This window comes from Achromobacter spanius (assembly GCF_002812705.1).
GTDB classification, from domain to species: Bacteria; Pseudomonadota; Gammaproteobacteria; order Burkholderiales; family Burkholderiaceae_B; genus Achromobacter; species Achromobacter spanius.
Genome location: NZ_CP025030.1, coordinates 4,753,579 through 4,776,622, shown reverse-complemented (window position 1 = coordinate 4,776,622; position 23,044 = coordinate 4,753,579). Strand labels below are relative to the sequence as shown.

Genomic DNA, 23,044 nt, shown 5'->3' with positions numbered 1-23,044 from the left:
TGGGCTCACGGTGACGGAAGACCCGAGGGAACATAATCAGAAAGACAAAAGTTGAGATATTGAATGCCAACATTGAACTGGATTGGGAAAGAGGCTGTTGAAACTCATCACAAGGAGGTGCCATTCCGTTTGTTGGAATCAGTACCTGACCTGTCGTGTGGTGATGCGGAAAGCGGAAATTTAATTGTCCAAGGAGACAATCTCCATGCATTGAAAGCGCTGCTGCCTCGGTATGCAGGGCAGGTCAAATGCATCTACATTGACCCGCCCTACAACACGGGGAATGAGGGTTGGGTCTACAACGACAATGTGAACAGCCCTGAGATAAGGAAATGGCTTGGAGAGGTTGTAGGCAAAGAAGGGGAAACCTTAGATCGTCATGATCGGTGGTTGTGCATGATGTATCCCCGCCTGGTGCTTCTTAAGCAGTTTCTGCGGGAAGACGGCGCAATTTTCGTTTCTATTGATGATAACGAGCTTGGAAACCTGCAAGCTCTCATGCGTGAGATATTTGGGACAGGCAACGAGGTCGCTACCATCGTTTGGGAAAAAGGTAAGAAGGGCGACTCAAAGCTTGTATCTGTGACCCATGAATACATTGTGGCTTTCGCTCGAAACAAGTCTTTACTGAAAGCTCGCAAAGTCAAATGGAGGCGTAAGAAGCCTGGTGTTGAAGAGGTTTTAGAGTTTTATGATGACCTGCGAAAGAAGCATGGCGATGACCACACCATTATCCGTAAGGAGATGATGGCTTGGTATCGCGCGATGCCAAAAACGGATCCTAGGAAGGCGCATAAACACTACAACTGGTCCGACAAGCGCGGCCTCTACTTCGCGGCTGATTTCGCTGGGCCAGATGACGGTCGGGAAAATAGACCTAGATACCCCATACTGCATCCGACTACCCAGCAGCCGTGCGCAATGCCTTCAACTGGGTGGCGCTGGGAGGAAGACACCACAAAGGCGGCTCTAGCCGACGATCCCCCACGAATTCATTTCGGTAAGGACCATACGACTATTCCTAATCGAAAGAGCTACCTCTTCGAGATCGACGAGGAGCCAATGATGAGCGTTTTCTATAAGGATGGAAGGGCTGCGACTCTGGAAGTGGAGTCCTTATTAGGCGCAGGGGCTTTTCCATTTCCAAAGGACTCAGAGGTAATTGCTGATTTGGTTGGGATGGTTACCGAGCCTGGCGACATCGTCTTGGATAGCTTTGGCGGTTCTGGAACGACGGCGCACGCGGTGCTCCGCAAGAACCAACATTTGAAAAAGCCACTAAATTTCATTTTGGTTGAGATCGACAGTAACACGGCAGAAACCAAAACAAGGACGCGGATCAAAAAGGCAATTGAGGGGTATACCCCTCTGGTTGGAAAGAAGAAGACGCCGGTTCCTGGCCTGGGTGGAGGCTTTCAGTATTTCCGCCTATCGGAGGAGCCCTTATTCCAAGCTGATGGAAAAATACGCTCAACCGTATCCTACGACCAGCTAGCGGAATTTGTATGGTTTATGGAGACCGGAGTTGGACTTGCGGAATCTGCGCTGATCATTGCACAACATCGCACCCCCTACCTTGGCACGCACAAGGGGCGGGCTATCTTCTTGCTCTATAACGGTATCCTGAAGGATAGCTCGGAGGACGGAGGCAATGTCCTTAATGGCCGGTCATTGGCTTATCTAAATGAGGTGCTTTCTGGGTTTGATGGGCCAAAAGTTGTCTATGGAGCCCGTACTCGCTTCGACAAATCAAAGCTGGCAAAACTTGGCATAACCTTCCACCAGCTCCCCTATGAATTGGCGGTTAAAACATGGTTCTAAATAATAACCTCAAGGATTATCAAGAGAAGCTCCTAGATGCCTTATCAGGTTTTTTGGCTCGCACTCGGGAGCTCAAGAGTCCTGCGTCTGCATTCGCTGAGAGTACTGCTGCTTTCTTCGGCCATACGTTGCAATACCATCCACTTCCCGGGGTGGATGACGTGCCTTACGTATGTTTGCGCGTGCCCACAGGCGGGGGTAAGACTCGCATTGCGGGCCAGTCGATCAAACGCGTCAACGAATCGTTTTTGGCCACCGATCACTCGGTGATACTTTGGCTGGTGCCATCAGACCCAATTCGTGAGCAAACGCTGTATGCCCTAAAAACCAAGGGGGAGCTGCTGCATGCGGACATGCGGGAGCTTTTTGGCTCAGTTCACGTCCTTGACATTGACGAGGCGCTGTACGCCCAGCCAGCCACACTCAATACCGGCAACACCATCATCGTTGCGACGATGCAGAGCTTTAAGCGCGACACGGCTGATGGGCTTCGAGTGTACCGGCAGAACGGAGCGTTGATGCCTCATTTTGAGGGTGCCTCCAGTGCGCAAAAAGGGGACTGCTCACTCCTTGATGTGATTCGACTACGGCGTCCTTACATCATCGTGGACGAGGCCCATAACCAGGGAACACCGCTTGCGGTCGATACCCTGATTCGGTTGAATCCCTCGTGCATCCTTGAGCTCACCGCAACCCCAGACCGCGCAAGCCAGCCATCCAACGTGTTGCGCAGCGTTTCCGCCGCAACCCTTCAAGCCGAGAACATGCTGAAGCTGCCGTTGGAGCTGGCAATCCATCCGGAATGGCGTGTCTCCTTGACTGAGGCGATCGCTCGCTTGCGACAGCTTGAGAAGGCGGCAGCGGAGGAACAACAGCTCACTGGCGAAGTCATCAGCCCAGTAGTGATGTTGATCCAGGCTGAGCGCAAAGTTCAAGATCGCGAAACCTTCACGCCGGATCGGGTGCGTCAGCACCTCATAGACGATTTCAACATTCCGGCTGACTCGATTGCCATTGCGACCGGCGCTTTGGATGAACTGAGCGGCAAAAAGCTTGGCGACCCGGATTATCCGCAGTTCATAATCACGGTAGATAAGCTGCGTGAAGGGTGGGACTGCCCCTACGCCTACGTCCTGTTCTCGTTCCGAAATACGACATCGGCCACTGCGGTCGAGCAAGTGCTGGGACGCGTACTGCGGATGCCGCACGTGTCCAGGAAGCAGCAAGAGGCCCTGAATCGAAGCTATGCCTACGTAGTTTCGAACGAACTTGCTGCCACCGTTCAGAACCTCAAGGATGGTCTCGTGCAGAGCGGGTTCGAGCGGCTCGAAACCAAAGATCTGATTCGCACCCAGGATGAGGATAATGGGGAGCTTGGAGGCCTGTTCGCTAACGAGCTCGACCTCACTATTCCCTTACCGGAGGTCGGCGATACGGTTGCGATGCCCGACGAGGACGCGATTGCGGCATTGCCGAAATCAGTGCGAGACAAGGTGGAGCTATCCCCGGAAGCTGGCACCTTGACGGTGAAAGGATCGGTGACGGCCGCCCAGCTCAAGCAAATTGCGGAAACCTTCAAGCAGCCCGATGTGGCCAAATCAGTTCGGGAGCAATTGGATACTCAGATGGCTGTGAGAGCGGCGCCGCCTGCTCGCCAGAAGACCCCAGCGGAACTTGGCCAGTCTGCCTCTGTACCTCTTTTGACGTTCAACCAGCTAGGTTTCTTTGACGTTTTCGATGAGACGCCGCTTCTTGACGCGGACTGGGAGATTGACGAGTTCGACTGCAAGCTGACCGAAGCCGAGTTTGCTCATGACGTAGAGGCGATGCGCCGCGCGTCCTTGAGCATTTCCCAGCTTGAGAGGATTGAGTGCGATGTCTATGACCGGCTGGATAGCCAGTTCGCGCTGTTCGGGCATGAACAAGGCTGGGAAGCTACCGATCTGGTGCATTGGCTGGATCGGAACATCTATTTCCCCTATGCAGATGGCCCTCAGAAAGCGGCCTGGCTGAATGCAGCGGTGACCTACTTGATGGAGTCGCGCAGCTTCACATTGGACGAACTGGCGTACCGCAAATTCCGACTCAGAGGTGCCTTGGAGCGCAAAATGGTCGCCGGGCTGAAGCTCGCGAAACAGAGGGTCTTTGAGGATTTGCTGGGAGACGATAGCCGGTTTGAGATCCGAGATGAGCACGCAGTGGTGTTCGAGCAGGGCCGGTACGCCTACGACATTCCTTACGCCGGATTTATTCCCTTGAAGCGCCATTTCTTCCCGGTCATCGGGAATCTAAAGGCCAAGGGCGAAGAGTTTGAGTGTGCCGAGTTCATCGCCAACCAACTTGCAGATGTCGAATGGTGGGTACGGAACGTCGAGAAGAAGCCAACCTCTTTCTGGTTGCAGACCGCGTCGGACAAGTTCTATCCAGACTTCGTTGTGAAAATGAAGTCTGGGGTATTCCTCGCTGTTGAGTACAAGGGCGACCATATTGCGGACGGCTCCGATAGCAAGGAGAAAAAGCGGATCGGGGAGCTTTGGGCAAGGCGCAGTGGAGGTCGTTGCCGTTTTGCCTGGGTAGAGAACAAGAACTGGCAGGCGATTAAAGACGCTTTGCTCTGAGATCGAGGTAAGTTGAGCGACAGGCCTTGGTGCGTGCACGATTGCGGCGCAAACGGTCTTGGGGGCGGCAAGTCATCTTTTAGGGGGACCATTAGTGGAAGGGGATAACAAAGAGTTTGAAGCTGTATCGGCGTGTGCTAATGCGGAATCAAGTGCGGCCGGGGAGTCTTCGTTCTCGCTACTCGAGGCGGCGCTGACTCGCCTCGCTCGAGGGGACAAGACTACACTTTCTGCGCTTCTGCACGACGTGGAAAGTCATGCAATTGTCGAGGGGACAATGGTAACAGCCCACTGCCACTGTCTTAAACTCGACGGCAATGGGCGACCTCGAATTGCTGATTTGGTTGCGGGTATTGCGGAACATGTTCTTGATTACGCCATCCCTAGATCTCAAATCCGCGAAGCTAGCGAGGAGTTTGTTCGAACCAAGTCTACTCAGAAGCTTGTTCGCCTGACGAATGAGGCCAAAGAGCTGTTCACCGATCTTGCACAGAGTGGAGAAGGAGGAGAACTGCTTCTTTTTATTCTTGCTGAAAAAATTCTTCGACTGCCCCAGCTCATTTGCAAGATGAGCCTCAAGACGAATGCCAGGATGCACTTTCACGGCGCTGATGGATTGCATGCGGGTGTCGATTCGGCTACCGGGAAACTACTGCTTTACTGGGGGGAATCGAAAATATACGGAGACATCACCAGTGCGGTCCGTGAGTGCCTGGCTTCAGTTGCTCCAATGCTTACTGAGCATTCCGCTAGTCAACGGGATCTCCATCTACTCCAGAGGCATGCCGATCTCGATGATTCACAACTGGAGGACGCTCTTAAGAAGTTTCTTGATCCCGACTCGGAAAGCTTCAATTCGCTCGAATTCAGAGGGCTATGCCTCGTTGGTTTTGACTGTGATGTTTATCCACAAGGCCCGTCTACGGCAGTAGCCAGTGAGCTCGCAAAGCAAATTGCCGCAACGCTTCCAACTTGGAAGGAGCATGTAAAGAAGCGAATTGATGAAGAGAGTCTAGGGGCTTTTTCAATGCACTTCTTGTTCGTACCATTTCCTTCAGCTGAAGACTTCAGGCAGCTGCTCCGCAAGCAACTCGGATTGCAGCCCCAAGGCGAATTGAACGGCGCCAAGAGTTCAACGCCTTCTAAGAAAGAGGCCAGGCCAAAGAAAGGTCGCAGAGAGGTGCTGACCCCAGAGATGCCGGTTAATCCACCACGGACACCAAAGCAGAGGAGGACTCCGAGTGGCACTGCGTGATCTTGGAAGTTGGTTGCTTGAAGTTCCCGGGTTCCTCCGGCAATCTGATAATGTTGTGATTGATTCTGCTTGTGATGAGCTAGGTTTGCGATTTACCCGATGCGAAGAACACCGGGATATCACACATGACTGGGGGTATCTCCTGCTTGCTGCAAGCTTCCTTGCACAGTCCGAAAAAGGGGCATCTCAGATCGCTGCGCTTTTAATAGCGCAAGCGTGTCTCTGCAATGAGAACCCGACCGAGGTTCAGCGAGATTCTGCTGCGTTGATACTTGATACCCTTGCGAATCATCCAGCCATTGAGTTGGCGGTTCAGCGTAACTTGCTTCGCCCTCTGTTTCAGTCACGTTTGCCGGGCGTCGCCCGTCTTGATTACTTCCGCCGTACCTACGAACAGTCGATTACCGTCCAGAACGAAAAATCATTGCGGGTGAATGCTTTCCAGAAAAGACTCTGGGAAGAGGTCCAGTCTCATGATTGGGTATCAGTTTCAGCCCCCACATCTGCCGGTAAGTCTTTCATTTTAGCTAGGTGGATTTGTGATTTGATGCGTTCTTTTTCTGTAGGTACCGTCGTTTACCTCGTCCCGACCAGGGCACTCATTAGTCAGGTGGAACGAGACCTTCGGAATTTGCTGGCTAGCGAAGGCTTAGGTGAGGTGTCGGTATCAGCACTACCCCTGTTTAAAGCTGATGATAGGGCTGATTTTATTAAAAGGCGTGTGTTTGTCTTTACGCAAGAGCGTCTTCATATTCTTCTTTCGATACAGCCAGAACTAACAGTTCAAGCCCTCATCGTGGACGAAGCTCACAAGGTGGGTGACCGTCAGCGGGGGGTGCTGCTACAAGACGTTATTGAGCGGCTAAGTTCTACAAGTCCTGCAATACGGGTGTTGTTCGCCAGTCCAATGACGAGCAACCCAGAATTATTGATGGCCGACGCGCGTGAAGGTACGTCAAAGAAGTCGGTTACGAGTGAATATGCCACAGTTATTCAGAATCTTTTTTGGGTGACGCAGCGCCTCTACAAGCCGAAGGTCTGGGATGTCTCGCTTTGCATGGCAGACCGCAGTGTTCTATTGGGGGAGATTGAGCTTAGCTCCAGACCTAGCGCAGAGAGCAAACGCTTGTCCTTTTTGGCTCATGCGGTTGGAGGCGATTCGCAAGGAAACGTCGTTTATGTGAATGGTGCCGCCGATGCAGAGAAGGCTGCTGGACAGCTTTACGACTTGATTGGCACCGATGTTGAAGGGGATTCAAAAAAGGATCTCCAGGCCTTAATTGAATTGGCGCAACACGGCGTTCACAAAAAATTTTCCTTAGTTACTTGTCTTCGGCGAGGCGTAGCGTTCCACTATGGCAATATGCCTTTGTTGATCCGGGAGGAAATTGAGCGTCTCTTTAGTGTTGGCACCATCAAGTACTTGGTGTGTACCTCGACCCTCATCGAGGGGGTCAACATGGCGTGCCGAAATGTATTCATGCGGGGACCAACCAAAGGGCGCGGGCACCCGTTGTCATCCGAAGACTTTTGGAACCTTGCGGGCCGGGCAGGAAGGTGGGGGAAAGAATTTCAAGGGAATATTTTCTGTATCGATCCTGATCGAAAGGACCTATGGGGCGAAGATGGTCCTCCTCGTAAACGAACGAGACAGCCTATTCAACGGACAACCGACGTTGTTCTGTCCGACCCGGCAGAACTCATTGAGTTCATAAGAGAACGTGCACCGCTCGACAAGGCAAAACGGCATCCGGAATTAGAGTATGTTTTCTCTTATTTGGCTGGGGCTCACGTTCGCTATGAGGGGCTTCGCAATGCTCCATGGTCTGATAGATATCCGCCGGATACCTTAGACCAGCTGGCAGAAACGGTGAAGCAAGCAGTTCATGGACTCGCCATCTGGCCTGAGATCATCTCGCGTAACCCTGGTATTAGCCCTTTCGCGCTTGATGAACTTCTTCAGTATTTCCGCGAGCGCCAGGGGGACGTCGAGGAACTGCTCCCCGCAGATCCTTCGAGCAACGATGCTGCTAAAGTCTACGCAGCCATCTTCGGAAGGCTGTGCCGGCGCGCGTGCCCAAACCTTGGCCCCGAAGGCGGTCGGGCGTTTATGCTGGCGTTGTTAGTCACGCGGTGGATGCGAGGTTTTCCGTTGGCTCGGCTTATTGAAGAAAGAATCAACTATCTCAAGAGCAAAGGCAATCTACCATCGGATGCCACTGAGATTAGGAGTGTAATGAATGAGGTTGAGCAGATTGCACGCTTTGAGGCACCGCGAGGGTTGAGCTGTTATTGCGATGTGTTGAAGCAGCACCTCCTCGAGATAGGTCGAGAGGATTTGATTGAGCAACTTCCACAATTTAACGTATTTTTGGAGCTGGGCGTAAGCCAGCAGACGCAGATTTCCCTGATCGGAATTGGGCTATCTAGGACCTCGACCATCGCTGTGTCAGAGCTGATAACAGCTGATACCCTGTCTGAGTCCGAGGTCCTTCAGTGGCTAATCGATAACGAAGAACTATGGCGTAATTTTTCGCTGCCTGCGCTGGTGAAAAAGGAAATTGAGCGTGTGCTAGCTCAGCGTAATTTTGCGACCTAGGCCGTTTGACAGGGTGACACGGGATACCGCAAGCCCCAGGGGTATTCTTGGAAACAAGCTACCTGTTGGTTGAGCTGCGTACCACATTGCGGGAACAGAACTCTAATGTCATGCCAGAAGCTGGAACAGAACTTATTGTCATAACTGCGCAGATTTGCTCAAAGAATGAGCAAATCTCCAAATTTCTTCGTTGTTAGGGCTGAGGGAGGTGCAGATCCTCAGCCAGGAGGGCGTTCTATTCCTGACAGCAAGTTCGGCGAAAACAGGCTGCGTAGCAAGGCGGACCAGAACCTTTAATGTCACGCTATCTCATCCCAAAATCCGCTGTGGACTAGGACTTATTGTCACAAAGTTGCCAGAACAGAACTTATTGGCATAGAACAGGACTTTAATGTCATTCACCAGCACGCGATGATTGGCGCATCTTCAACCGCAGCGGCATTACGCATCTGGTGTCGATCAGCGGCATGCACGTGACGTCCATCGCGGGCATTGCGGGCGTGCTGGTGGCGGCGGCCTGGCGGCGCGCGCGATGGCGGGGCGTGGGCTTGGCGGAGTTCACGCCGTCGCGCGTAGCGGGTGGGGCGGCGGCGGCCGTGGTGGCCTTGCTGTACTGCCTGTTGGCGGGCTGGGGCGTGCCGGCGCGGCGCACGTTCTTCATGTTGTCGGTGGTGCTGGCGGCGGCGATGTCGCGGCTGCCGTTGACCGCGGGCAGGGTGTTGGCGTGCGCGGGGGCGGGCGTGGTGGCGCTGGATCCGTGGGCGCCGCTGTCGGCGGGGTTCTGGTTGTCGTTCGGGGCGGTGGCAATACTGCTGCGCATTGCCGACCTGCCGTTTGATGCCGAGGCCGGGTGGCGCCAGCGTTGGGCAAGCCGGCTTGCGCAGGCGACGCGCTTGCAGTTGCTGGTGACCTTGGGGCTGACGCCCTTGCTGGCGTTTCTGGTGTACCAGGTGTCGGTGGGCTCGCCGCTGGCCAATGCGGTGGCGATTCCGTCGGTGACGTTCATCGTGACGCCCTTGGCCTTGTTGTGCGCGGCGCTGTCGGTATTGCCTGGCGGGCAAGCGGCGGCGGCTTGGGCGGCGCAGGTGGGGCTGGCCGCTTTTGATGCCACGATGGTTCCGGTGGTGTGGGTAGGCAATGCGGACTGGGCCAGCTTTGCGGTGGCGGCCGCGCCCTGGCCGTGGCTGTTGTTGGCCGTGGCGGGCATGGTCTGGGCCCTGCAGGCACGCGGATGGCCGGCGCGGCAATTGGGTTGGGTGTGCATGCTGCCGTTGCTGTGCTGGCGGCCGGACAAGCCCGAGCCAGGCCATTGGCGCATGAGCGCGCTGGACGTGGGGCAGGGCAGCGCCATCCTGGTCGAGACGGCGACGCAGACATTGCTGTTCGATGCGGGGCCGCGTCATTACGGCGGCAGCGATGCGGGCGAGCGGGTGCTGGCGCCGTTCATGCAGGCGCGCGGCATTACCGCGCTGGATGTGCTGGTGCTGTCGCACGCCGACCAGGACCATGTGGGCGGTGCGCGCGCGGTGCTGGCGGCGGTGCCGGTGCGGTTGAGTTATGCGTCGTTTGATGTGGCGGCTTTCGTGCGACGCGATGCCAGTGTGTGGCCGGTGGCTGGGCCGGTGAGTGGGAAGGTGCCGTTGCGGGCACCGGGCCAAGCCGCGCCCGGCGCACTTCCCACGCTGCCCGATCGCATGTTGCGCTGCCGCCGCGATGACGCGTGGGAGGTGGACGGCGTGCGGTTCACATTTCTGCATCCCGCCAACGGCGGCAGCGGCGCGCCGGCAGACAAGAACGCCGACAGTTGCGTGCTGCGCGTGCAGGGCGCCAGCCATGCGCTGCTGCTGACGGGCGATATCGGCGTGGCGCAGGAACGCGCACTGGTGGCGCGCGGGGTGGAGCGGGCTGACGTGGTGCTGGCTCCGCATCATGGGTCGGCGTCGTCATCCGGACGGGATTGGGTGCGTGCGGTACAGGCCACTCATGCGATAGCCCAGGCCGGCCATTTGAACCGCTTTCGTCATCCCGCTCCGGCGGTGGAACGACGCTGGCTACGCGCGGGCGCGGCGTTCTGGCGTAGCGACCGGGATGGCGCGGTGATGGCGGAATCCAGCGCGCGCGGGCTACGGGTGTGGTCGCAGCGGGTTGAGGGCGCGAGGTATTGGCATGGGCGATGACGGAAGCCAACGGAAAATCGCGATTTATTACGAAGCTGCTAATCCGCCTCGCGAAATGTGGACAAAAGCGATCAAGTTGGCTGATTTGGTCATCAAAAAGCGGTAAGTCCCAATATTCAAATAAAAATGTAATGGATATATATTGCAATATATAGTTTCGCGTAGCAAAATTCCCGCCAATTACATCTACAGGAGGCGGCGCAGTGGCGGTTGTCCGTTTGCGTCCAGTCGTATGAGCGGATTCCGGCAGTTGCGGTGGACGGTGATGATTTGCGGGGTAGCGAGCAGCGCGGCGGCGTTGGCGCAATCGGTGCCTGATGCCGTGTTGCGCGGCACGGAAATCCAACGCCGTCAGGAGCAAGAAGTTGACGCCCAGCGCGCCCGCGCGGCCGAACGGCCCGATGTGCTGTCGGCGCCAGCGCCGGACGCCGCGCGCGGTCTGGTCCTTCCTGCTGAGACGCCTTGCTTTCTGCTGCGTGAAGTCATTTGGGATGGCGCGAAACCGCCCCAATCGCTTGCCCGCGCCGCCGCGGTCGTTGTCGGCCAATGCGTGGGCGGCAAGGGCTTGCGCGCCCTGCAGGAATACCTGATCAACCTGCTGATCGACAACGGCCAGGTCACCGCGCGTGTCGTCGTGCCCGAGCAATCGCTGGCGGCGGGCACCCTGACGTTGCGCTATCTGCCCGGCCGCATCTCGGCCGTCAAGGGCAAGGGCGCTATCGGCTGGTGGCGTACCGCCTTGCCCACGGGGCCGGGCGGCGAACTGAACCAGCGCGACCTGGACCAGGCGCTTGAGAACATCCGGCGCCTGGGCAGTCAGGCGGACGCGGCCATCGACATCGCGCCCGGCCCCGAGCTGGGCGACTCCGACATCCTGATCAAGCCCGGCACGGGCAAGCGCTGGCACGGCTACGTGGGCGGCGACAACGGCGGCATGGATTCCGTGGGCAAGTACCAGGTCAACGCCGGGCTGACGCTGGATTCCCCCTTGTTCCTGTACGACCAGCTATCGGTCTCATGGAACAGCAACGCGCGTTGGCGCGATGCAAACTCCAACACGCGCGCCGCGTCCGTGAACTACAGCGTGCCGTTTGGCTACTGGAGCGTCTTTGCCGGCGCCAGCAAGTCCACCTATCGCCAGACCGTGGCCGGCTTCGAAGAGCCCATCATCTACGGCGGCACCACCAAGCAGTTGCAGGCGGGCGTGTCGATGGTGCCGTACCGCGGCACGGCCTACAAGGGCAACCTGTCAGTCATGCTGCTGCGCAAACGCACCGACAGCACGCTGAACGACGTGCCCATCGACGTGCAGCGCCGCGACGTCACCGGCTACGAGATCAACTACGGGCACCGCCACTATGTGGGCCAGGCCGTGCTGGATATCGGCGGCGGCGTGCGCGGCACCTTGCCGCAGTTCTCCGACCAGCCCGGCTACGTCTATGGCGACCCGGACTGGAACGGCCGCAGCACCATCTACACCGCCAACGCCGGCTTGTACTTGCCCTTCAAGGTGGCCGACCAGCCCTTTGCGTATCAGGCCAATTGGCAGATCCAGCACGCCAAGACGGCCATCGTGCCCGCCGACTACTTCACCATCGGCAACCGTTATGCCGTGCGCGGCTTTGATGGGCAGATGACCTTGGCTGCCGAGGATGGCTGGACGCTGCGCAACGATCTGTCGCTGAACCTGGAAGGCCTGACTGGCCTGTCGGGGCAGCAGTTGTACACCGGCGTGGACGTGGGGCGTGTCGGCGGTCCATCCGCCGCGTATCTGTCCGGCCGCACGTTGGTCGGCGCGGTCGCGGGTGTGCGCGGCCGGCTCTCTTTGCCTGGTGTCGCGAGTGTGGTCAATGCCAGCTACGACTTGTCGGCCGGCTGGCCGCTAAAGAAACCCGAATCGCTAAAAACCGCATCCACCGTCTTCGCGATGGCGTTGATGTTCGAGTTCTGAATCCGTTGTTGTTTCCCAGGTGCACATGATGTCCAAGCTTCGCTCGTTGATCGTCTGGTCCATCGTTTTCACGCAGGTATGGACGCCGGTGCTGGCGCAGACCTTGCCGATCTCGGTGGACAAGAACGTGGCCGGCCAGAAGCCATCAGTGGGCGTCAACAATGGCGTGCCCGTCGTCAACATTGCGCCGCCATCGGCCGGTGGGGTTTCCAACAACCGCTACACGCAGTTCAACGTGGGTCCGTCGGGCGTGGTGCTGAACAACAGCGGCGGCGCCAGCCAGACCCAGCTTGCCGGGCAGGTGGCGGGCAACGTCATGCTGGGCAACCAGCGCGCCACCACCATCCTGAACCAGGTCACCGCGCCGAACCCCTCGCGACTGATGGGCACGCTGGAAGTCGCGGGCAATCGGGCCAATGTCATCGTCGCCAACCCGGCGGGCATCACCTGCAACGGCTGCGGTTTCTTGAACGCGGACCGGGCGACCCTGACCACCGGACGGCCCCAGGTCGGTCCCGATGGAAACATCGCGCTGGACGTGGCGGCGGGCAAGATCCGCGTTGAAGGCGACGGCTTGAACGGCACCAGCGTCAGCCAGGTCGACTTGATCGCCCGGACGCTGGAGATCAACGCGGGCGTGTGGGCCAACCAGCTCAACGTGACGGCGGGCGCGGCGCGCGTGGACTACGCGACGGGCGCGGTCTCGGCCCGGGCGGGCGAAGGCCCGGCGCCCGCGGTGGCGCTGGATACCGCCGCGCTGGGCGGCATGTATGCCAACAGCATCCGGCTGATCGGCACCGAGGCCGGCGTTGGCGTCAACGTGGGCGGAAACCTGGTAGCCCTGACAGGCGACCTGGAGGTCAGCGCGGCGGGCGATGTGCGCATCGCGCCCAGTGCTGCCGTGCAGGCAGCGCGCAATCTGCGGCTGGCGGGCGGGCGTGATCTGGCCGTCGATGGCGCGGCGCAGGCGGCGGGCAATGTAGTACTTGCCGCCGGCCGCAATGCAGAGATAAAGGGCGCCGTGGGCGCGGGCGGCTCGGTCGATGTGAGCGCCGCGGGCGACGTCGGCATTGCCGCGCAGGGTGCGTTGCAGACTCAGGGCGCACTACGTGTCGCGGCGGGACAGGATCTGTCACTGGGAGGTTCGCTGCTGATGGGCGGCCAGGACGTGCGTCTGGAGTCCGCGCGCAACCTGCGGATAGGTGGCGCCTTGCCGACGACGGGCGTGACACCACCGGTCGGCGGTGGAACCGGTACGGGAGGCGCTGGCGCCGATGGCGGCTCATCGCCTGGCGGATCTAGCGCGGGGGGCGGCACTTCCGGCACGGGCGGCACCGCATCAAACGCCACGGGCGCGGCCCAGGTGGGCGTCAATTCCAGCGGCTTGGTCACCGCCCGCGGCGCGGTCGCATTGAAGGCCGGCCGGGATATGGTGTTGCCCGGTCAGGTGACCGCTGCGGGTGTGCTGAATGCGCAGGCCGGGGGCGACCTGACCACGGGCGCAAGCGCGCAACTGCAATCAGGAGGGGCGGCCAGCCTACGCGCCGCCGCCGACCTCAACCTGGACGGCATGGTCGCTGCGCGCGGCGACGTCTCGTTGACGGCGGGGCGCGACGCGCGGGTGTCGGGCAAGGGAGCGTCCACCGGCCGCGTCGCCATCGACGCAGCGCGCGACTTGCGCATGGATGCGCCCGCGCAATGGGAAGCGGAAGGCGGCGCGACGGGCAAGGCCGGTGGCGTCATGGCGCTGGCCGGCACCTTGCGAGCCAACGGCGACCTGGACCTGTCGGCCGGGGGCAAGCTTTCCGTCGACGGCACGCTAGCGGCGGCCTCGGGCGGCATCAATGCCGTAGCCGACGCCGATATCGCGGTCGGTGCGCAAGGCCAGATCGCCGCGGCTGAGAACGTGGGTCTTGCCGCGGGAGAAAGCCTACAAAGCGCCGGCAAGATCACGTCCCTCAAGGACGTGACGCTGCAAGCCGCGCGCGACCTCACGCTGGAAGGGCAGGCGCTGGCCACCGGTAACGTGCGACTACAGGCGGGGCAGGCCATGACGACATCGGCCGCGTCGCGCGTGCAGGCCGATGGCTCCGTTGTGGCGGATGCGGCCAGCGCATCGCTGGCCGGCCTGTTCATCGCCGGCCAGTCCGCGCAAGTCAGCACGCCAGGCAATCTGCGTGTGGACGGCACGCTGCTTGCCGACGCAGGCACGCTCAAGGTCGCAAGCGGTGGCGACATGGCGTTGGGCAACGCCAGCGTCCTTCAGGCGGGCCAGCAACTGGACGCCCAGGCCAGCGGCAAGCTGATCGCGGGCGGCACGATTTCCGGTCAGAAAGACATTCTTCTGTCCGCCGGTACCAACGCCGAACTGAACGGCAAGACGGTCGCCAACGGCACCCTGCGCGCAGAGGCCGGCGCGGACCTGACGGTGGGCCAAGGCGGGCTGGCGCAAGGCAGCAACACGCTGATTCTCGATGCGGGCCAAGACCTGCGCGTCGCCGGTACGGCCGGCACCGCCGAAGCCGTGCCGGGCGCGGGCGGCTTGCTGCAAGCCCAAGCGGCGCGGGACCTGTTCGTGACCGGCACGGTGACGGCGGGTACGCCCGCCAGCCTGTCCGCCACGCGCAACCTTGGCATCGACGGCACGGTGGCGGCGCTGAAGGGCACGTTGACGGCTGGCGCCGGTGGACAGTTGCGTGTCGGCGCAAACGGCCGCATGCAGGCGGCGCAGAACCTGACCGCCCAATCGGGCGGTGACCTGGAATCCGACGGCGTCATCGTCGCGGGCGGCGGCCTGACGCTGATGGCCACGGGCGATGCGCGCCTGGGCGGCACGGCGGCCGCGCTGGGCGACGCCATGGCCGGCAACCTGCTGGTGGGCGGACGCGATGTGATCGTCAAGCAGGGCGGGCAGGTGCAGGCCGCGGGTACGCTGACGGCGCAAGCCCAGCGCGACCTGGTCGCCACCGGCGCGCTGGCCTCGGTACAGGACATGATGCTGGCCGCCGCGCGCGATGCGCGCGTGGACGGCACGGCGGCCAGCGACACCAATCTGACGCTGGCGGGCCGCAATGTCACCGTGGGCGCGGCAGGCCTGGCGCAAGCCGCCGCCACGCTCACCGCGACGGCGCAAGGCACGTTGCTTGCCGCGGGCAGCATGCTGGCGGGCATCACGCAAACGCTCAGCGCGGGCGACGGCATGACCGTGGGCGGCACCGTCGCGGCATTGCAGGGCGACCTGACGCTGGACACGCAGCGCGGCAACCTGGTGATGGGCGCTGCGTCGAACCTGCAGGCGGGCGCAACACTGACTGCCATTTCAGGCGGCGCGCTGAACGCCTTGGGATCGGCCGCCGCCGGACAAGACATGACGCTGCGCGCGGGCACGGACGCCACGCTGGGCGGCATCGCCGCCACGCAGGCGGGCAACGTGACCGTCAACGCCACCGGCACGCTCACGACCAACGCCGACGGCCGCATCCAGGCCGGTGCGGGCATCGACCTTCAGGCAGGCGGCGCGCTGCAAAATGCCGGCATCCTGTCGGCAGCGGGCGCAGCCAGCTTGCGGGCGGGCACCACGCTTGATAACGCGGGCTCGGTGCTGACGGGTGGCGACATCAACGCCACCGCCATCGGCGCGCTGGGCAACACCGGCCGCTTCATCGCGGGCGTAGGCGCGGACGGCACGCTTAGCCTGCCGGGCAGCGTCAACCTGACCGCCGCCTTCATCACCCATCCAGGCATCAGCGCGGCCGGCAAGGACATGACACTTGCCGCGGGCGGCATGGATCTTTCTGGTGGCAACCTCTCCGCCATCGGCAAGCTGGCGCTGACGTCGCCAGGCGACCTCGCCACGCGCAATGCCGTCCTGCATGGCGGCAGCCTTGACATCACCGCCGCCAACCTGCGCAACCAGGGCGGCAAGCTGACGTCCGCCGGCGACGCCGCGTTGAAGCTGGGCGGCGAATTGGACAACACCGCAGGACTGATCGCCGCCGCCGGCAACGTGCAACTTGAAGCGGCGCGCGTCGGCAACGCCGGCGGCACGCTGGCGGGCGGGAATCTTACCGTGGCCACGCCCGGGGCCGTCGACAACCGGGGCGGCCTGATTCAGGCCGACGACACCCTGACGCTGAACGCCGCCAGCCTGGACAACAGCGCCACGCTGACCGCCGCCGCCGCGCCGCCCAAGGGCGTGCTGGGCAAGCTGGTGACCATCGTCGCCGACCGCGTGAACAACCAGGGCGGCTCCATCAGCGCGGGCCAGGACCTCACCGTCACCACCGGGGAACTGGACAACGCCGGCGGCGAGGTTGCCGCGCAGCGCTACGCCACGGTCGATGCCGCCGTCCTGAAGAACCACCAGGGCAAGGTCATGGCGGGCGAACGTCTTGCCGTCATGATCCAGAACCTGCAAGGTCTGGGCACCCTGCAATCCGCGCAAGATTTGTCCTTTACCTACACGGGCTCGCTCAACCAGACCGGTACCATTGCCGCCGGCCGCGACCTGAGCATGTCCGTCGGCGGCGCCATGGACAACAGCGCCACCGTCAGCGCCGGCCGCGACCTGAGCATCACGGCCGCCTCGCTCAACAACCAGGCCAGTGGCGAACTGCTGGCCGGGCGCACCAACACCATCAACGTCGCCAATGGCCTGACCAACTCCGGCCTGATCGATGGCGGCTCCACCAACATCACCGCCGGCCGCCTGGACAACTTCGGCCGCATCTACGGCAACACCATCGCGATCCGTGCCGGAGAACTCGTCAACGGCGCGGGCCCCGGCGGCGGCGCCGTCATCGCGGCACGCGGTGATCTGGACCTGGGCGTGGGATCGCTGGTTAACCGCAACCACGCGCTGATCTATTCCGGCGCGGACCTGCGTATCGGCGGCGCGCTGGACGCCAACCGCAAAGCCATCGGCCAGGCCGCGTCGTTGCTGAACGCATCGGCCACGATCGAGGCGGCAGGAAACGCGGCGATTTCGGCTGCGTCCTTGCAGAACGTCAACACGAACTACGTCAGCCAGGTCGTGCCTGTGATGACGGTCCCCAAGTTGTACGTGACACCGGCGGGCACGACCGACGTGTACGACATGGAGACCAACTGGTTCTGCGACCAGGTCACCGCATTGTGCGGCAAGGCTCCCGAATGGCTGGATGACGATCCCGAGCGCCGCTTCCTGCTGCCGTCAGACAAGTATCCGGCATCGCGATACGGGCCGCCGTTTGACTACGTGCAGAGCAAAAGGGGCCGCGCCGGCGAGACCGCGCCGATCCCGATCACGTACATCCCCGAGTCCGTAGCGTGTTCGGGTGGGGACAGGGGCGATTGCTGGGACGTTCCCGAGTCGTTCGTCTACAGCTCCGATGCGCGTGTGTGGGCCGTCTTCGGCGTCACGCCACCTTCCGGGTCCATGCCCGTCTGGGTGCCGCCGCAGCGGGATTGCTACAGCACGGCGGAATGCACTGCTGAAGCGGCCCGCCGCAAGGCATACGAAGATGCCTACGCGGCGTATCGAGCCCCGCACATTGAGCTTGACCGGCGAATCCGCGACTTCAACGCCGACTTCAACAACCGCCTGGTCGGCACCTTCACCTACTACCAGGTCGAAGAAACCGTCACCGAAACCCGCACCGTCTCGTCCGACCCCGGCAAGATCCTGTCGGGTGGCGCCATGACGCTAAGCGGCACCGTCACCAATGACAAGAGCCAGATCGCCGCAGGCGGCGCCCTGACCGTTTCTGGTCCCGCCATCAACAACATTGGCGCTGGCGGGCAGCGCATCATCACGCGTACTGGAACGGCCACGGTCACCCAGGCCCGTGACAGTGACCGCAAGGAATACTCCGAAGCCTATCAGGTGACCCTGGCCGGCCAACCCATCGAACTGCCCGTCGGCACCTCCGGCGGCAACGTCGCTGTCTCACTGAGCGGCGCGGCCCCCGGCGCCAGCGGCGCCACCGCGCCCGGCCCCGTCCTGATCGCCAGCATCGGCCTGCCCGGCGGCAGCGTCGTGCGCAGCGTATCCAACCCCGCCACCATCCCGGACAGCCAACTTTTCGCCGTGGGCGGCACACCCGACGCGCCCTACGTCGTCGCCACCGACCCGCGCTTCGTCGGAAACCGCCCAACAGTTTCCAGCGACTATCTGTTCGACCTGCTGCAACAGCCCGGCGCACCCGTCGGCAACGCCGGCGCGTCCGGCTCCGTCAATGCCGGCCTGGGCAGCCGCCCCGGCGGCCTGAACGCCCTGATCCCCGCCGGTGCAAAATTCCTGACGCCGTCCGGCCAGCCCCGCCGCCTGGGCGACGGCTTCTACGAACAGAAGCTAGTCGCCGACCAGATCCTGGCCACTACCGGCCAGCGCTTCCTGGAAGGCTTTGGCGACAACGACAGTCAGTACAAGCAGCTGCTTGCCAACGGCGCGCAATTCGCCTTGGACAATGGCATCAAGCTTGGCGCGACGCTGACCGAAGCGCAGCAACGCCAATTGACCACCGACCTGGTGTGGCTGGTCGAACAGACCGTCACACTGCCCGACGGCACCACCGAGACCGTGCTGGTCCCGCAGGTGTACCTGCTGGTGCGCGAAGGCGACCTGAAGGGTGACGGCACCCTGATGGCCGGCCGCGACGTCAAGCTTGCGGCCGACGGCGACATCAACAACAGCGGCACCATCGGCGCGCGCGACGCCACCGTCATGACGGCCGCCAACATCGTCAACCAGGCCGGCGGTCTGATCCAGGGCGCCGTCGTCAACCTGGCCGCGCGCGAAGACCTGACCAACCTTGTGTCGCTGATCAAGGGCGACAACGTCGCGCTGTCGGCGGGCCGCGACATCGCGCTGACATCCACATCGGCGTCGGAAAACAACGGCGCGACCTGGGGTTCGTACATCTCGGGCGTGTCGCGCGTGGACGCCGGCAATCTCAGCATGCAGGCGGGTCGCGACCTGACCATGACGGCGGCGCAGGTCACCGCCAAGGACGACGTGCGTCTGCAAGCGGGCCGGGATATCAATCTGGCCACGCTGGAAGAGAGCCACGGCGAATCGCTGGTGCGCAACAAGAAGAATCGGCACGACCTGAGTACCAGCAAGGAAATCGGTTCGAGCATTGCCGCTGATGGCAACGTCACGCTGATCGCGGGGCAGGACGTCAACGCGCGTGCGGCTGACGTCACGGCCGGTGAGCAATTGGCCGTTGGCGCAGGCCGCGACATCAACTTGATCGCTGGGGTGCAAAGCGGCTCGGCCTACGACGAAACGCATTACAAGACCAAAGGCTTCCTGTCGTCGAAGACCACGCATACCAAGACGGCCAGTGATTGGGAACAGGCCCTGTCCACTACCTTCACCGGCGACACCGCCGTGCTGATGGCTGGACGCGACTTGACCGTGGCGGGCTCGAACGTTGGCGCGCAGAAGGATCTGGTGATGTCGGCCGACCGCGACGTCAACATCCTGGCCGGCCAGAACGCCGAGGACAGCTACGACTACAAGATGGTCAAGAAGTCGGGCTTTGGGGCCATGGGTGGTTTCAGCTATGGCACCAGCAAGCAGACGGATTCGCTCGACAGCAAGAAGGTCTTCCACAGCGCCAGCACCGTCGGCAGCGTCGAAGGCGACGTGCTGATCAACGCCGGCAACGCCCTCAATATCACGGGCAGCAACGTCATTGCGCGGCAAGGCGACATCACGCTGATCGGCAAGGAAGTCAACATCGGCGCGGCGCTGGACACCACGCAAGAGAAGGAATTTCATGAGATCAAGCAGACGGGGTTGAGCATTAACGCCAACACGCCTTTGGTCGACGCGATGCAGACCGCGGGAAAAATGGGGGATGCAGCAGGGAAGACCGATAACAAGGTCATGCAAGGACTGGCTTTGGCGACTACCGGTCTTGCCGCGGTCAACGCCTATGACGCTGTCGCGGCCGATCCCAAGAGCGCTGGCGGCGTGAGTGTCAGTATCAACTTTGGAGTGAGCAAGAGCCAAAGCACGACTGATCGCGCGTCGTCTTCCGTTTTGGGCTCTACCGTGGCGGCGGGCAAAGACCTGACCATCGTCGCTAAGGGGGCTGGCTCCGCGTCTGACGTCACCGTCACAGGTTCACGCCTGTCAGCGGGGAACAACGCCATCATCAAAGCAGATGGCGACATTCTGCTGCAAGCTGCGCAAAACACCTTTGAGCAGCACACGAAAAACAAGAGCTACAACGGTAGCGTCGGCATTGGGGTCTCAGCGAGCAGTGAAAACGGCATAGGCGTGATGCTGAACATCGGTGCAGGTGGTGGCAGAGGGCGCGCAGATGGCAAAGACACCAATTGGACGTACACCGATGTGGTTGCCGGCAACGTGTTGGCATTGCAATCGGGCGGCGACACCTCGCTGATTGGTGCGACAGCCAGCGCAGATCAGATCATCGCCTCGGTCGGCAAGAATCTTCGAATCGAGACGCTGCAAGACACCAGCACCTACGATGCCAAGCAGCAGAGCGCCGGCATTCAAGCCAGCATTTGCATTTACGGCTACTGCAAAAGCTCCGTCTCCGGAAATGTCTCGCAAGGCAGGATGGACAGCAATTTCCAGACCGCTACACAGCAGGCGGGGCTGAAAGCGGGTGACGGCGGTTTTCTGGTGAACGTAGGCCAGAACACCACGCTGATTGGTGGCGTCATATCGAGCAGTGAGCAGGCTGTGGCAGACGGCCTGAATCAGCTGTCCACCGGCACGCTTATCGTCAAAGACTTGCAGAATACCGCGCGCTACAAGGCTGATCAGGTCGCGCTCAGCGGTGGATATAGCTGGGGAGGCAGCGGGGGAGAGGAAGCTAAGCAGGGTGATGTCGGTACGAACTCGAAAGGGCAAGCGGCGGGCGGTGCGGATAAGGTGCCTGGCACGAGCTTACCGACGAACAGCAATGGAATGTCCGCCGGTATGCCCGTGGTCGTTGCGGCGTCTGGGAATGCCAATTCGACTACACACAGCGCCATCAGCGGCGGCAGCGTAGTCATTCGTGATGGCGCTGGGCAAATTGCCCTGACCGGCAAGACGGCGGCGGAGACGATCGCGGCGTTGAACCGGGATACGTCCGATACGTTGAATGCGCTGAAGCCGATCTTTGATAAGGAGAAGATCGAGGCGGGGTTTGAGATTGCGTCAGAAGCCAGTCGGCAGATGGGGCAGTTTTTGACGAATCGGGCGAAGGAGGCTGACAGGATCAAGGCGCAACTTGCGGCCGAACTCGCGAAGGGAGAGCAAGCTGACCCCAATCGCCTGCTGGTACTCAACGCCGAGTTTGCAGAAACGCGAACGTGGGCGCCAGGAGGGAGCGCGCGCAATGCGATGACGGTGGTGATCGCTGCCGCCTCAGGAAATGTGACAGGTAGCACTAGTGACTTTGCGATGAACGCAGCATTGGGCTATCTGCAAACTCAAGGCTCGCAGCTCGTCAAGGACTGGGCGGATTCTCTACCGGAGGGCGTCCAGTCGGAAAGTGTCCGTGCCGCGCTGCATGGATTGCTGGCATGCGGTTCGGCTGCCGCGCAAGGCTCGGCGTGCTCCAGCGCTGCGGCTGGCGCTGGTCTGAGCAGCGTTTTGGGATACCTCCTTGCCACGTCAATGGGGGGGAGTAACGAAGACATCGAAGCAAAGACCAATCTGCTGAACGGACTCATAGCGAGCATTGTGGGTGGCCTGGGCGGGGAGGCGGCGACGGCAAGTGCCGCCGCGCGCATTGAAACTGAAAACAATAGCTTCTATCGCAATCGTGCCGCGGTTGCGGAGGCGACCGCGAAGGAACGCGCCGCCCTAGAGCAGCAACTGCTTGCAGGAAACCTGAGTCCGGAAGCGTACGAGCAAGGACTCCGGACGCTTGACGCCTCGTCCAGCAAGATTGACGCGCTCGTGACCATCTACAACATACAGAAGGGGTCTGCGCTATCAGAGCAACTGGGCAGGATGTCTGACGTCCACGCGGCCATGTTCGCGGAGGCCGTCACTGGCCTGCTGACGTTCCCGGGAATGGTGGCTTCTGCCTATGAACTGGCCACGGGCGAGACGGCCGTTAGCCATGAGGAGGCCAACTACTTTTTCGCTGCGTTGGGAATTATTCCAGGTGCGAAGGTGGGTAAGGCGGTAGATCAGATTGGCGATCTTGCCCGGATCTTGAAGGATGTCCCTGCCGTTGCCGCTGCCAAGCAGATCGCTGCTAATCAAGCGAAGGGGAAGACGTTTGAAGGGGCGGTGCTCGATTACCTGTCAGTGCCAAAAAATACAACTTCTTTTACGGCGAACGTTAATGGCAAGCTTGTTACCGTGATTCCGGATGCCGAAGATAAAGCGGCTAGAATCCTTGAGATTAAAGACGTTGCGCGGCTGAGCAATAGTGCGCAGTTCCGCGCATACGCCGCGTTGGTTGAAGACGGCGGGGCCGTGGCCAAAGGGTGGGGATCGGGGAATGGTGCATTCAAGCAGTTTGAAGGGATTGATCTTGTCGTTGCTCCAGGTACAAAAATCTCGAAAAATCTGGAGGATTTAGTGATTGGTTCTGGCGGTAGCATTAAGATCTTTGATGTAAAGAATCAAACATTGAATCCTTGGGTTCGTTAGTAGAAGAG

Annotated in this window: 7 protein-coding genes; all 7 read left to right on the top strand. The window is 60.8% G+C overall.

Annotated features, from left to right (window positions below):
- The first annotated feature begins 63 nt into the window (after nucleotides 1–63).
- Nucleotides 64–1,821, top strand: coding sequence for a site-specific DNA-methyltransferase (locus CVS48_RS21480; RefSeq protein WP_006220086.1), 1,758 nt, complete (start codon nucleotides 64–66; stop codon nucleotides 1,819–1,821).
- A complete protein-coding gene (locus tag CVS48_RS21475; protein ID WP_100856213.1) occupies nucleotides 1,812–4,439 on the top strand; it encodes a DEAD/DEAH box helicase in 2,628 nt (875 codons plus the stop codon). Before CVS48_RS21480 ends, CVS48_RS21475 begins: the two co-directional genes overlap by 10 nt.
- Nucleotides 4,440–4,533: 94 nt before the next feature.
- Nucleotides 4,534–5,694: a HamA C-terminal domain-containing protein gene (locus CVS48_RS21470; RefSeq protein ID WP_081451544.1), complete on the top strand. Its 1,161-nt coding sequence runs from the start codon at nucleotides 4,534–4,536 to the stop codon at nucleotides 5,692–5,694.
- Complete coding sequence (locus CVS48_RS21465) at nucleotides 5,681–8,293, top strand: DEAD/DEAH box helicase (RefSeq protein WP_100856212.1); 2,613 nt, start codon at nucleotides 5,681–5,683, stop codon at nucleotides 8,291–8,293. Before CVS48_RS21470 ends, CVS48_RS21465 begins: the two co-directional genes overlap by 14 nt.
- Before the next feature lie 422 nt (nucleotides 8,294–8,715).
- Complete coding sequence (locus tag CVS48_RS21460) at nucleotides 8,716–10,470, top strand: DNA internalization-related competence protein ComEC/Rec2 (protein ID WP_419191471.1); 1,755 nt, start codon at nucleotides 8,716–8,718, stop codon at nucleotides 10,468–10,470.
- A 265-nt stretch (nucleotides 10,471–10,735) separates the two neighbouring features.
- Nucleotides 10,736–12,421 (top strand): ShlB/FhaC/HecB family hemolysin secretion/activation protein, encoded by a 1,686-nt coding sequence (locus CVS48_RS21455; protein ID WP_167401129.1) that lies wholly within the window; start codon nucleotides 10,736–10,738, stop codon nucleotides 12,419–12,421.
- Nucleotides 12,422–12,449: 28 nt separating this feature from the next.
- On the top strand, nucleotides 12,450–23,036 hold the full coding sequence (locus CVS48_RS21450; RefSeq protein WP_167401035.1) for a hemagglutinin repeat-containing protein: 10,587 nt from the start codon (nucleotides 12,450–12,452) through the stop codon (nucleotides 23,034–23,036).
- The last annotated feature ends 8 nt before the right edge of the window (nucleotides 23,037–23,044 follow it).